General features: G+C 58.3%; 8 protein-coding genes and 2 pseudogenes. 7 read left to right on the top strand and 3 right to left on the bottom strand.

Going from position 1 to position 12,369, the window contains the following annotated elements:
- Positions 1–58: 58 nt before the first annotated feature.
- A complete protein-coding gene (locus VNX23_RS07210; RefSeq protein WP_325628542.1) occupies positions 59–1,030 on the top strand; it encodes an MBL fold metallo-hydrolase in 972 nt (323 codons plus the stop codon).
- 500 nt (positions 1,031–1,530) lie between these two features.
- Here VNX23_RS07210 and VNX23_RS07205 read toward each other — a convergent pair whose 3' ends face one another.
- On the bottom strand, positions 1,531–1,716 hold the full coding sequence (locus tag VNX23_RS07205) for a hypothetical protein (RefSeq protein ID WP_325628540.1): 186 nt from the start codon (positions 1,714–1,716) through the stop codon (positions 1,531–1,533).
- 640 nt (positions 1,717–2,356) lie between these two features.
- Between VNX23_RS07205 and VNX23_RS07200 the strand changes: the two are divergent.
- The 5 genes and pseudogenes from VNX23_RS07200 to VNX23_RS07180 form a co-directional block, all read left to right on the top strand.
- Positions 2,357–2,986 (top strand): annotated as a pseudogene (locus tag VNX23_RS07200) (magnesium chelatase domain-containing protein); the annotation flags it as partial.
- Between the two features lie 739 nt (positions 2,987–3,725).
- Positions 3,726–4,625 carry a hypothetical protein gene (locus VNX23_RS07195; protein ID WP_325628538.1) on the top strand — a complete coding sequence of 300 codons (900 nt, stop codon included), beginning with the start codon at positions 3,726–3,728 and terminating at the stop codon, positions 4,623–4,625.
- 25 nt (positions 4,626–4,650) lie between these two features.
- Complete coding sequence (locus VNX23_RS07190; RefSeq protein WP_325628537.1) at positions 4,651–6,666, top strand: plasmid replication protein, CyRepA1 family; 2,016 nt, start codon at positions 4,651–4,653, stop codon at positions 6,664–6,666.
- Positions 6,667–6,687: 21 nt separating this feature from the next.
- Positions 6,688–7,611: a hypothetical protein gene (locus tag VNX23_RS07185; RefSeq protein ID WP_325628535.1), complete on the top strand. Its 924-nt coding sequence runs from the start codon at positions 6,688–6,690 to the stop codon at positions 7,609–7,611.
- Between the two features lie 1,177 nt (positions 7,612–8,788).
- On the top strand, positions 8,789–9,487 hold the full coding sequence (locus VNX23_RS07180) for a ribonuclease H-like domain-containing protein (RefSeq protein WP_325628533.1): 699 nt from the start codon (positions 8,789–8,791) through the stop codon (positions 9,485–9,487).
- Between the two features lie 630 nt (positions 9,488–10,117).
- Here VNX23_RS07180 and VNX23_RS07175 read toward each other — a convergent pair.
- Positions 10,118–10,786, bottom strand: coding sequence for a helix-turn-helix domain-containing protein (locus VNX23_RS07175; protein WP_325628531.1), 669 nt, complete (start codon positions 10,784–10,786; stop codon positions 10,118–10,120).
- A gap of 167 nt (positions 10,787–10,953) precedes the next feature.
- Here VNX23_RS07175 and VNX23_RS07170 point away from each other — a divergent pair, with 167 nt between their 5' ends.
- Positions 10,954–11,652, top strand: coding sequence for an alpha/beta fold hydrolase (locus VNX23_RS07170; RefSeq protein ID WP_325628529.1), 699 nt, complete (start codon positions 10,954–10,956; stop codon positions 11,650–11,652).
- 279 nt (positions 11,653–11,931) lie between these two features.
- Here the strand turns inward: VNX23_RS07170 and VNX23_RS07165 are convergent.
- Positions 11,932–12,369: pseudogene (locus VNX23_RS07165) on the bottom strand (GMP synthase (glutamine-hydrolyzing)); the annotation flags it as partial.

Genomic DNA, 12,369 nt, shown 5'->3' with positions numbered 1-12,369 from the left:
GGGCAGGCTGCGCCCGGGAATAATCAATCACGATCAGAGAGAAAATGGAGGAAAACGCATGACTTTGGATGTTTCGCGAAGGTCCCTGCTTGCGCTCGGCGCTGGCCTCGGCACGTCAGCCATGTTCGGCGAGAGCGCGCTGGCGAAAGCGCCGCAACTCGGCACGCAGGCACCTGGTTTCTACCGTTTCAAGGTCGGCGATGCCGAAGTCAGCGTTGTTTCCGATGGCGCGCTGACGCTCGGCGATCCCAAGGGCACCTTCACCGGCGTTCCGGAAGAAGAACTGCGGAAGATGCTGAGCGACAATTTTCTCGCTCCCAACAGTGTCATGCTCGAGCAGAATTCGCCGGTCGTGAATATCGGCAACAAGCTCGTGCTGTTCGATACCGGCCTCGGCACCGTGAAAGGATTTGGACCGACGACGGGGCGCCAGCAAAGAAGCCTCAAAGCCGCCGGCATCAAACCGGAAGATATCGATGCGGTGGTTTTCTCCCACGCCCATCCGGACCATGTCGGTGGCGTGATCGGCGCGAACGGCAAGCCGCTGTTCCCCAACGCGCAGTTCTACATTGCCCAGAGCGATCTCGATTTCTGGACCGATGGGGGCAAGCTCAATGGCGGATTGAAGGATTTCATTGCGGTCGCGCGCAAGAACCTGCTGCCGGTGCGCAACCGCATCATCTTCTACAAGGACGGCCAGGAATTCTTGCCCGGCATTCAGGCGCTCGCTGCGCCCGGCCACACCGTAGGCCACACTATTTTCATGATCACATCGAAGGGCAAGAGCCTGGCTTACCTCGCCGACCTCTCCCATCACCCGATCCTGTTGTTGGAAAAGCCGCGGATGGAATTTTCCTACGACACCGATCCGAAGCAGGCGGCGGATAGCCGCGTGAAGATGCTGGACATGCTCGCGGCCAACAAGATCGCGGTGCTGGCCTATCACTATCCATGGCCCGGCGTCGGCCACGTCGCGAAGTCAGGCGAAGGTTTCCACTACATCCCCGAGCCGATGCAGATGTCGCTCTGAAGATACCGAAATCCCTGGATCATGATGCGATTAAGTGGAATCGCATCATGATCTCGTATCTTCGTTTGAGCATGATCTTTTCAGAAAACCGGCTTCCACTTTGCGCTAACGCGGCCCTCCGGGTCCGGATCATGCTCTGGGGGCGAGCCAGGGCTTGCCCCCGCGGAAGCGACGCCGGATTGCCACGCCGGTCGCGAGAAGAACCAGATCGCCAGCGCCGCCGCTACCCACCCGGGCCACGGTCCCGATCGCCAAATCCCGCGCGTGCTTTTCGCCTGCCTTTGTTCTTCCCACCACCCGGGAGCTTGGTGCGGATGAAGATAACGACGCGTTATCGCGTTTTCGAGCGAAGTGGAAACCGGTTCGCGTGAAGAAAACGCGTCAAAACAAAAGAGTAGAGCCCGGTTTTGTTTCTATCAAAACCGAATAGGCTCTGGATCACATCGTCAAAGAGATGACGAAGCCAAAACCAAATCCTGAAAAATGAAGAGGCATCTCACTCAAGCGGTCGGCTCGACATCCGGCGCTCTCGATCCAACATCGGGCGCTGGCAAAGTCTCGTCAATTCGGTCCTTGAGGTTGGTCGCCTTTTCCACTAGCGCAGCCGCAATGCCGGGATCGGAAGTCGTTTTGGCAAACTTAAGGAGCGTAGCGATCTGACGCACGATGTACTGGCTACTCGCCACCTTATTTCCCCGTCTGGTTACTTTCCCCGCCCAGAGACGTTGCAGTGCGGGAATAGTTCCGGGGAAGTGTGCAGAAATGTGCACAGGGGAATAGTTCCATGGAAATTGGAATACGGGGAAATCCGATATCGTGCGTGCGCATTGCTCGCCAATGGCTTCGCGCGGATTGCAATTTTTGCGAGCGGGAATTTGCGCTTAGGTACTCCCTTCGGGTTCCCTCACATTTTGTTTCCCAAATGTTCTTGATCCTGCCCGCGATTCCTGCTACGTCGGCCTGCAATCAAAAGTTGCAAATCAGGGTTCAGGCGACCGGGCCCAAGGCAGTTCTGTAAGGCTTCGAACCGGCGGCCGCGCTTTTCGGCGATCGGCACGAGGATCCGCGGCCGGACCGGCTTTTGCCTGAGCTTGCACGCGCCTTGCGTCACCAAAGGGGCAGGAGTTGAGGTGGGTTCTGGTCCTGCTCGTCGTTCTCATCGCCGTCCTGATCGCACGCAGCCCGAGCACGCATTGCGAGACATTGAAGCCTGATGGAGGCTATGACCGGACAGGATGCAGGTAACCGGACAAAAAGCTCCGTCTGTTCCCTTTATGTTCTTTATCATTGCAGCGCCCTCCGCTACCTTGGATTGCGGGAGGGGGCATGGTCCAGCGGGTTTCCACGGTCGCGTTTGAGGGCATCGAGGCGAGAAGCGTCGACGTCCAGGTGCAGGTCGCGCCGGGCCTGCCGGCCTTCTCCATTGTCGGGCTTCCCGACAAGGCGGTATCGGAAGCGCGCGAGCGCGTGCGCTCGGCGCTGATCGCCTCGGGGCTCGCGCTGCCCGCCCGCCGCATCACCGTCAATCTCGCGCCTGCCGATCTGCCGAAGGAAGGCAGCCATTATGATCTGCCGATCGCGCTTGGCCTGATGGCCGCGATCGGCGCGATCCCGCCGGACGCGCTTTCCGGCTTCACCGTGCTTGGCGAGCTCGGGCTCGACGGCTCGGTCGCATCGGTCGCGGGCGTACTCCCGGCGGCGATCGGCGCCAATTCGCGCGAGGAAGGCTTAATCTGCCCTGCCTCATGCGGCGCGGAAGCGGCGTGGGCGAGCCCGGACATCCAGATCGTGGCGGCGAATTCGCTGATCCAGATCGCCAATCATTTCAAGGGCGCGCAGGTTTTGTCCCGCCCCTCGCCCAAGGTGCACGCGCAGGAAACAAGCCAACTCGATCTTCGCGACATCAAGGGCCAGGAAAGCGCCAAGCGCGCGCTGGAAATCGCGGCCGCCGGAGGAGTGAACAATTATCCGGGGTCATTAATCGAGTGATGACCAGCCATGGTCATCACTCGAGACGGATCGGAGCGAGCATAAGAGCCGCATTACCAGCACTGCCGCCTCAGGCCTTGCTCTTCCAGCCGCCGAGCGCGGGCGTTCAATATGCTAGAGCCCTCGGGCGAAATCCCAATACACGTAGTTCGCTTCGTTCCAGCGCTGTCGTTTGAGGCGCTCTGTGGTGACGCGAGCAGAATGAAGGCTGTCCCTTAAGATCCTCGGGTCGACTTTTGGAAGCACGTCGCCATGAAATTTGAGAGCCCTCTGCCAAGCGTCGAAAAAGGCCTCGATATCGACGTCCAACTCGGCGCTTACGCGTTGGGGGCAAACGTAAACCGGGACAAAATTCTCCCGGTCGACCTCCAGCAGCTGGGACCAATGTATGCGATATGGATCATAGTCTGACGTTACGGTTTCTAAGCCGAATTCCGTGACGGACCAGCGCGCATTCTTAAGGCAAACGACCATGGATTTCGCTCCGTGCAGTCTAAATTTCGCTCCGTGCAGTTTAAATAAAGCCGAAACGAACGACCGCAAGACAGGATGGCTAGGACCGGTTTCTGCCATGACTCGTGCGTCCTCGGGGATAGACCGGGGATAACAGGGAGGGAGGCAAGGGTGGCTCTATATAATCCGGGTTCTATCCCTTTTACGTTATGACAAAGACGGGAGACGACGCCGATCTCTCGCAAAACAGGAAATGACTGCCCTCACCCGAAAACTGCGCCTATCCATCAACCCCCATCTGATCGACAAGAACGAGGCGAACGACGCCTTGCTGTTTAAGTCCGGGTGGGTGAATGAGGCCCTGACTCCGCTGGAACTAGCGGATCGGATCAACGCGGGCGCGGCCTACTGCTGCGAGCTTTCTGGCACGCGTCGGGCAATGAACTTCGTCTGCTCCGACGTGATTTCAGTTGATATTGACGGGACCCGACGGATTCCCGACGTGCTCGCCGATCCCATCGTCCAGAAGTACCTAACGATCCTCTACACCACGCCCAGTCACACCGAGGACGTCCATCGCTTCCGACTGGTCTTCGCGCTCTCCCGTTCGATCCAGACGGCGAGGGAGATGGTCGCTGCCACGCGAAGCCTGAGCCTGCGGCTTTCGGGGGATCGGTCCGCCACGGACGCCGCCCGGCTCTTCTACGGTTCTCGGGGCTCAAATCCCCAGGTGTTCGATCGGGCGATCGATGAGGCGTTTCTCGACGAGTTGATCGCTCAGGGTCTCGATGCCGATCAGAGGGACTCGATCGCCCCAAATAGCAGCCTTGCCTCCACCGTTTCCAGGCTCTCGATCCCCGCAGATCTGGTCGTCCGCACCAGCACCGGTCGGACCGTTTCGTTCGCGAGCCTCGGAGCCGGCACCTCCCTCCACTGCCCCCATCATTCGGACGCCAACGCCAGCGCGCACACTGTACGGTCGCAGCAGGGCGGCGTCATCGGAATCCACTGCTCGACCTGCGCACAGACCTTCTGGCCGTCCTCGTCCTCGCCGGTTGCATACGACTTTTTCGATTTCGACAAGCGGGTCGCCGAAGCGAAGCAGTACTTCGAAGCAAACAGGGATATGGGGAGCTTCCTTCCTGACGGATGAAGACAACCCGACCAGGAGGGGGCTGTTGAGTTCAAATGTATCAATCAGCCAGACCGACTACTTGTCGCTCCCGCCGAAGCTTCTCGAGGGCGTGGTTTTCATCAAGAGCCCGAAGGGAACCGGCAAGACCGAGCGCCTCAAACAGATCCTCGCGGACGACGACGGTTCTGTTCTGCTTATCGGCCACCGCGTTGCCCTCATCCGGCAGAGCTGCGAGCGGCTCGGCCTGGATTGCTACCTCGACTTCTCCGGTCCCCTCTGCAACAGCCGTCTCGGCGTGTGCCTCGACAGCCTCAGGCGCCTCAGGTCCGAGGGGCAGTGGATCAATAAGTTTCGAACGGTCATCGTCGACGAGTCCCAGCAGGTCCTTTCCCACTTCCTGTCGGAGACGATGGAGAAAGCGCGGGACGCAATATTCGTTGATTTCAACAGCCTGCTCCATAGGGCCAAGCGGATCGTCGCTTTGGACGCCGACCTGGGGTGGTTAAGTTTCGAGACCCTGAGCAAGCTCGCGCAGCGTCCTTCGGACACGGAGATTCGGCCGAGCCACGTCTTCATAAATGATCGACGGGGTAACTCCTCGATCGAGGTCTTCGATTCTTACAACCACCTCGTCGGCGTGCTCATGGAGACCCTGTCCGACGGCAAGCGCGTGTTCGTGACTTCAAACTCCAAGGGATTGATCGAGGCACTGTACGAGGGGATCGGAAACGAGTTCGGTGAGGGGTTGCGCGCCATCCAGATAACGTCCGACACCAAGGATCGAGACGAAGTCAAAGCGTTCGTCATGAACCCAGGCGAGCTGGCGCTCCGATACCAAGCGATCCTGACTTCGCCGTCTCTGGGGACCGGAATCGATATAACGTTTCCCGAGCAGCAGCGGTTGATCGACGTCGTTTTTGGGTTCTTCGAGTCAAACGTCACCACGCACTTCGACTTCGACCAGCAACTAGCGCGAGTCAGACATCCCGGTTCGGTCAAGGTTTGGATCAACCCCCGTCGGTTTCGCTTCGATACCTCCGTTGAAGTCATCAAGGCCGACATCCAACTGCACGGGTTGTACAAGAGCGCCTTGAAAGGGTACGACGACGACGGTAGGCCGATCTACCATACTGATGACCCCCTAATCGACATGGCGGCTCTGGCTGTATCTCAGCAGCGGGCTTCCAAGAACAACCTTCGCGGAAACTTCATCGAGCTAAAGAAGCATCAGGGTGTTCGTATCGACTTCGTGCCGGAAGACTCCGTATCCGGAACTCAAGGAAAGGCGATCGAGGCCATCGGTAAGAATTTGGCAAGGGCTGCACGCGCCGCCCACCTGATGGGCGCGAGCACCCTAACCGAAGAAGATTACGATGATATCCAAGGACGAACGCAAGAGAACGAGGATGTCAGCGAACACGAAAGGTGGTGTTTCACTCGAACAATGATCGAGAGGTTTTATAGAGAGCCGTTGACGAAGACCCTTATCGACGCCGACGATAAGGGGAAATTGCGAACAAAGGTCAGCAGGTTCGAGAAGTTCATCGCTTATTCCCAAACGCCGGAAATGCGGAGTCGCATGGGGGAAGCGGGTGACCTCGCAGCGCTGGAATCTTTCGGCATGAAGACCCGTTTCCTGAGGGACGAGCGGATCGTTAGTCGCCTTTTGCTCAGTCTCCTCAAGAGCACTCCGATCTTCGTCGACGATTCATTCGTCCTCAACAAGGAGTTTTCGCTGCATAGCCTTTCGGCCTTCATGAAGGAGTGCCGAAGGCATAAGGCGGTGATCGAAAACACTCTTGGATTGGAGGTCGTGAAGAGTGATCGCGCAGCGGTGCGGCAGCTGAGAGTGATCCTCGCTGTGATCGGGCTTGATTTCAATCTCTCCCACAAAGCTCGGACTGTGACCTTCAAGAACGGTACGACGGTCTACTACTACGAGTTGAGCGCTGACAGCCTGAAAAGAATGCTGGGGATCGCGGAGCGGCGCCGGCAGCAGCTAGGTTGGGCCTGGATCAACCAGCACTACAGTTTCCAGCCAGCGAAGGACGCCGGTTAAAATTATTAGGGAACAACGAGAATGATCGAGATTGGCGGCGCGATTGACAACAGGACCATCTGCGACGTGTTCGGGGTGGCGAACATGGGCGGTATCCGGGTCAACAAATCCCGCAACCTCATCGTCCTGATCTCGAACATCACCGATCCTCTGTATAGGAACGAGTGGAAGGACGACGTCCTGCATTTCGTCGGCATGGGGGCGACCGGCCCCCAGAAGCTCGACCGGCAGAACAAGACGCTGGCGAACACGACCAGGAGCGGCGCAGCCATCCACCTGTTCGAAGTCTTCGAGACGTCGCGGTACGTCTACGCGGGCGAAGTCGAGCTGGCCGGCGAGCCGTACAGGTCCGATCAAACTGACGCACGCAAAGAAAGCCGTTTTGTCTGGATCTTCCCCTTGCGGAAGAAACAGGCCAGCGCCGAACCGGCGTATACGGAAGAACCGCTGAGCCACTTACCGTATGGGGCTTACGCCGTAGTCTCTTCTGACCTCACCGACGAACAGCGCGCCCTCGTGGACGAGGTGTTGGACAAACTGAAGGAGGCGGGCGTACCGGTCTTGGACCGTCGCGACGCGGACCGCCGCAGATACGAAAAGATGCTGGGACAATGGTACGAGGTCGTGCTTGATCGGGTCCGCGCCAGGGTGAAGGAGCTCATCGCGGACAAGAAGCACGCAGCAAGGGCTGCTGGCCGAGAATTCGTGCTGGTCGACGACGAACTGAGGGTGAATTCCGCGAGCACGGAAACTGAACTTCGCGCCGCGTTGGTGTTCCTGGACTACGACGAACCCGTAGCGCAGGAGCAGCTGTTCGAGGAGGCCAGACAGGCCGTGCCGATGCCGGACCCACCGAAATCCTTGCGGGACACGAACGCCGGAGAATTGGAAGAGCCCGTGCTGAGGGGAAACTTCGATCGAGCCGACTTTTCCGACTTTACGTGATCGACTGGAACCGTGCTGGCCGCTCGGCATCCGGTTGCAGGGATCCATTTGCAATCAAGGTCTCGGTTGCTACCTCGCCCTCACTTCGTTCGGGCGAGCCCTTCGGGCCCGTCAGGCGTTCTTGTTCTGACAGGCGCTCGCTTGCTCAGGCAGCTGCGGAAACGGTTGAGGACAGCACTTTGCCTGTGCGGCGGAGTGCTGTCGGCGCTGCGTCTAACGGCGTCGGCTTTGCATCGGACCAGAGAACCACTTTTGTGGTCGGGACGGGCAGTGCGGTTCCCTGAAGCTAACAGCGATCTGCATTGTTGATCGGACGAGAAAGATTCAACGTGAAGGAGCTGTTCATCCGGACCCGGAAGCGATCGCACTTCTGGCGGAACTTCGCACTTATCGGCCTACTGGCTTTGAAATGATTCCGCACTCAGGCGCGGCGGGGCTTTCAGTCCCCAACGTGCCTTCGAGAAAGTGTCAAAAAAATCATCAGCCGAAGCGTTATTTGAGCGGCGCATTTTGGATAAATAGTTCGAAATTTCAGCGTCAATGATGCGCCGTAACCCTCCTGACTGTGGGGCAAGTGCGGAAACCCGGTGGGCCGAGACACCGGCGGGCTGGCAAGCCTGAACCGAGCTACTATCGAAGCGGGCAATCGACAAACCCGCGTGAGACGGGAATACCTTTAAACCGTCGAAGGCTGGTGCGATCGTCTGGATCGTCCACCGAGAGCCTTGCGCGTACAAGCAGAGTAACGGGGCAAACCGCAACGCCTGTCCCGCTCAACTATTGAGTTCTCGGGTCCAGATGTGTTCAAGCCATTAGATGCAAGCTCCGACAGCACTTTGCCCCGACAGGCAAAGTGTGTCCTCACCATTTCTGCAAACTTTGCAGCTTCTATGATCAATCTTTTCCTTCGCATGATCAACACAATCTGATTACTTCTAATTCGAAATTGAAAAATTAATTGCTCGAAGGATCATCCAAACGAAGTAAAGATGATTGGTAATGGCAAATCAGTGGCTGATTGTAATCCCGCTCGTAAAGATACAGTTTCGATATCAACTGGATGACGGTTGACCGAAGGCTCATCCGAACGAAGTGAGGATGAGGAGATAATGGTCTTCATTGCTAAACGATTTCTTCCTTGATCATGAATCGTTCATCCACCGGAAGGAAATTTGAAGTGCCAAGCGACATCATGGTCTGGGATCTGGAAACGATACCCGACCTCGAAGGCTACGCGAGAGCCAACGACCTCATCGGCAAGTCACCGGAAGAGATCCGGACCGCCATGGGTGACGACTTCCCGAAGCTGATCTACCACTCGATCATCTGCATCGGTGCCCTCGTAGCCAGTCGGACGGCAAACGGGTACGAGGTTCAGGTGGTCGGCGCGCCACACATCGGTCAACGAACCGAGAAGGAACTTATCGAGTCCTTCGTCAACAAGATCGCCCAGCTCTCACCGCAGCTCGTGACCTTCAGCGGTGGCGCTTTCGACTTACCCGTCCTTCGCTACCGAGCGATGGTCCATGAGGTGTTCGCACCCGGGATGCACAACCGGGCTTACTTCCATCGGTACACCGACGACAACGTAGACCTGTGCGATGTGCTGTCGTCGTTCGGCTACGGCGCCAGGGTGAAGCTGGACGAGCTGAGCCGGATCATGGGTCTGCCGGGGAAGCCCGGTGGGATGGACGGTTCTCAGGTCGAAGCGTACTTCAACGCCGGCCGGATCCAAGAGATCTCCGACTACTGCAAGTCCGACGTGGTCAACACGTACCGGCTTTGGCTTCGGCATGAACTGTTTCGGGGAAGGCTGGACCATAAGCAGTTTGAGGCCAGCGAACAAATGATCGTCAGCTTTTCAAGAACAACCTGATTCCACGGATATTCTTAGTGCTGTGCGGACAGGGTTTTCCCGCTTTCGAAGAATATTCTGGGTGTGCCTGCTGCGAAGTTGATGCCGTATTCAAAAGACGCCGTACCTGTCGACTTTCGTCCAGTTGCAGGGTTGGATGCACTGAAGACAACAACGCCACTTACTTGACATTGTTCTTCGTTGCACGAAGTCCGCGTGGCGTCTGTCAGTAACCTGTATGATCGAACTGGCCATCGCGCGACGTACCGTTCCTTTTCCTTGAGGACATCGGCGCGGCTCGTCATTTTTCCGTAAAAGTCGACCTGTTCATCAAAAATCCCTCTCGCATAAGTCAAGAAGCTTGAGGCATCGCTACTCGATCGAATCATGTCCTCAGTTACAAAATCGATAGCGCGTTGTTCGAGCGATCTGGTGAAGCCAGAGATTAAGGTCGCTGCAGAACCGGAACCTTATGCGGCTTCATCGAGCACCGCGCCACGCCTTCGACGCGGCGTGAGCCCTACCGTTCAGCAATCTTGTTTCCGATTCGAGCCTGCATTCCGCGGGGGTGGGACGGCAGCAGATCCGAATGATTGGACTCAACGGGAACAGGCCGAGCAGCCAAATGCAGGGCTAGAGCATCCCGGCCGCTTACCGTTTCAATTGCATCCAGACAGGAAACGCTCTTGCAATCTTCTGATCGCCATCGAGCTGCAGCGCAGTTCTGGCCGCGTCGCTCCATTTCGTTTGGCCAAGATAGACTTCGACGTAATCACGGATATTGCCGCGAAGCGTGAGATCGACAGCAAATCCAGGGTCCTTCATGCACACGTCGACAGACGATCGTCCGAGGATCAGCCACATGATCCGGAATTTCGTGCGGCTCGCCGGCACGCCTGAAAATTCGAAGCGCAAGACGACGCGGCGGTCCGGCAACGCGTTCACATCGACACGCCGGCGCAATCCCCAGACCAGTAGGGCGGGATCGAGGTCGGAGCGTTTGATCCGATCGTGGGTGTAGGTCATTCCCCACTGGCCGAGCGCGGTCGTCACCGCGCGCAAGCCCTCGCCGGCAGGCGTGAGGCAATACTCGTGTCCCTTGCCGTCGGCACGCGGCCGATGTTCGATCACACCGTGGTTCTCTAGCTCACGCAGCCGTGCGACCAGGACGGCTCGCGAGATGAGCGGCACGCCGCGATGGATGTCGTTGAAGGAGTGTGCACCCGCAATCAGTTCGCGCACGATGAGCGGAGTCCAGCGGGTGGCGAAAATCTCCGATGCCTTCGCGACTGGGCAGAACTGACCATAGTTTCCTGACATGTGCTCCATGTAGCCACCAGGAACCGGAACTGCCAGTACGAAAAACAGACTTGGCCGAGCGAGGCGCCCCATCCACATATCAGCGCGACGCCGCGATCTGCGGCATCTTTCTTTCATGATCCGGGCGCCTTGTGTCACGGCGCCGACATCGCAAGGAGTACTCCGCAATGACCGATTACGTTCTAATCCACGGCGCGTGGCATGGTAGCTGGTGCTGGGCACGCGTGCGTCGCCTGCTGGCAGCTGGAGCGCACGGGGTGTTCACGCCGACGCTAACGGGTGTCGGAGAACGCTCCCATCTCTTGAGCCGCGACGTCGGCCTCGACACCCATGTCGCCGATGTGGCCAATCTCATGATTTGGGAGAACCTACGCGACGTCGTCCTGGTCGGACATTCCTACGGCGGTTTTGTCGCACGCCACGTCGCCGACCGGATGCCGGACAGGATTCGCTCGCTCATCTATCTCGACGCCTTTGTTCCCGAGAACGGCAAAACCCTTTTCGACTACCTGCCCGATAACGGTGAGGGCGACCGGAAGCTGGCTGTGGCTCATGGCGATGGCTGGAGAGTTCCGCCGAGACCGGCGTCGTTCTTTGCGGTTAATGCGGCGGACGCCGCCTGGGTGGACCGTCAGTGCACGATGCACCCGCTGTCCAGTTTTGAAGCGCCGGCACAGATCAGCGGCGCCTGCGACGACATCGCAAACATCGGATACATTCTGGCGAGTGGCTTTGAAGGTCCTTTCGGCCAGTTTTACGCCAAGGCAGGAGAGCGTCGCTGGTGGCGGGAGGAGCTTGAATGCGGGCATGATGTGATGCTCGACATGCCCAATGAGCTCACGACCGTGCTGCTGCAGCGGACGTAGAGAGCGGTCGCCGCCATCGTTCGCCCGAGCGCCACATTGCCCGCGTTCGACTGACGGTCTTTTCTAAAAGCGAGCTGGGGCGTTCGGAAAGTGCCGTCGAAGACACCGTCAGAAGTCTCGGCTTTGTTGATCTGGCTGATATACGAACGATTAAAAATCAATGGTTTAGAAAGGAGCGCCAATTGCAATGGGGTGCCGATCATCAACAAAACTATCGGCAATCCTCAATTTTTCCTACGCTATTATCCCTCCGAAGCCCTCCACGGCATCCCACACCCCTCACTCCCATTCGATCGTGCCTGGCGGTTTCGAGGTCACGTCGTAGACGACGCGGTTGATGCCGCGCACTTCGTTGATGATGCGGGTCGCGGTGCGCCCCAAGAATTCGTGCGGGAACGGGAAGTAATCGGCGGTCATCCCGTCGGTCGAAGTCACCGCGCGCAACGCGCAGACGAAATCATAGGAGCGGCTGTCCCCCATCACGCCAACACTCTTGACCGGCAGTAGCACGGCGAAGGCCTGCCAGATCGCATTGTACAGGCCGGCGTGGCGGATCTCCTCCAGGAAGATCGCGTCGGCTTTGCGCAGGATGTCGAGCTTCGAGCGGGTGATCTCGCCGGGGATGCGGATCGCCAGACCGGGGCCGGGGAACGGGTGGCGCTCGACAAATTCGTCGGGCAGGCCCAGCTCACGGCCCAATACGCGCACCTCGTCCTT

The organism is Bradyrhizobium sp., from assembly GCF_035570375.1.
Taxonomy (GTDB): domain Bacteria; phylum Pseudomonadota; class Alphaproteobacteria; order Rhizobiales; family Xanthobacteraceae; genus Bradyrhizobium.
The sequence above is the reverse complement of the archived record's forward strand: the minus strand, read 5'-3'. Positions and strand labels throughout refer to the sequence as shown.

Bases quoted from the DNA above. Each gene is read 5' to 3' on its own strand.
- VNX23_RS07210 (WP_325628542.1), top strand. From the start codon at position 59: ATGACTTTGGATGTTTCGCGAAGGTCCCTGCTTGCGCTCGGCGCTGGC.
- VNX23_RS07195 (WP_325628538.1), top strand. From the start codon at position 3,726: ATGACTGCCCTCACCCGAAAACTGCGCCTATCCATCAACCCCCATCTG.
- VNX23_RS07185 (WP_325628535.1), top strand. From the start codon at position 6,688: ATGATCGAGATTGGCGGCGCGATTGACAACAGGACCATCTGCGACGTG.
- VNX23_RS07175 (WP_325628531.1), bottom strand. From the start codon at position 10,786: ATGTCAGGAAACTATGGTCAGTTCTGCCCAGTCGCGAAGGCATCGGAG.
- VNX23_RS07170 (WP_325628529.1), top strand. From the start codon at position 10,954: ATGACCGATTACGTTCTAATCCACGGCGCGTGGCATGGTAGCTGGTGC.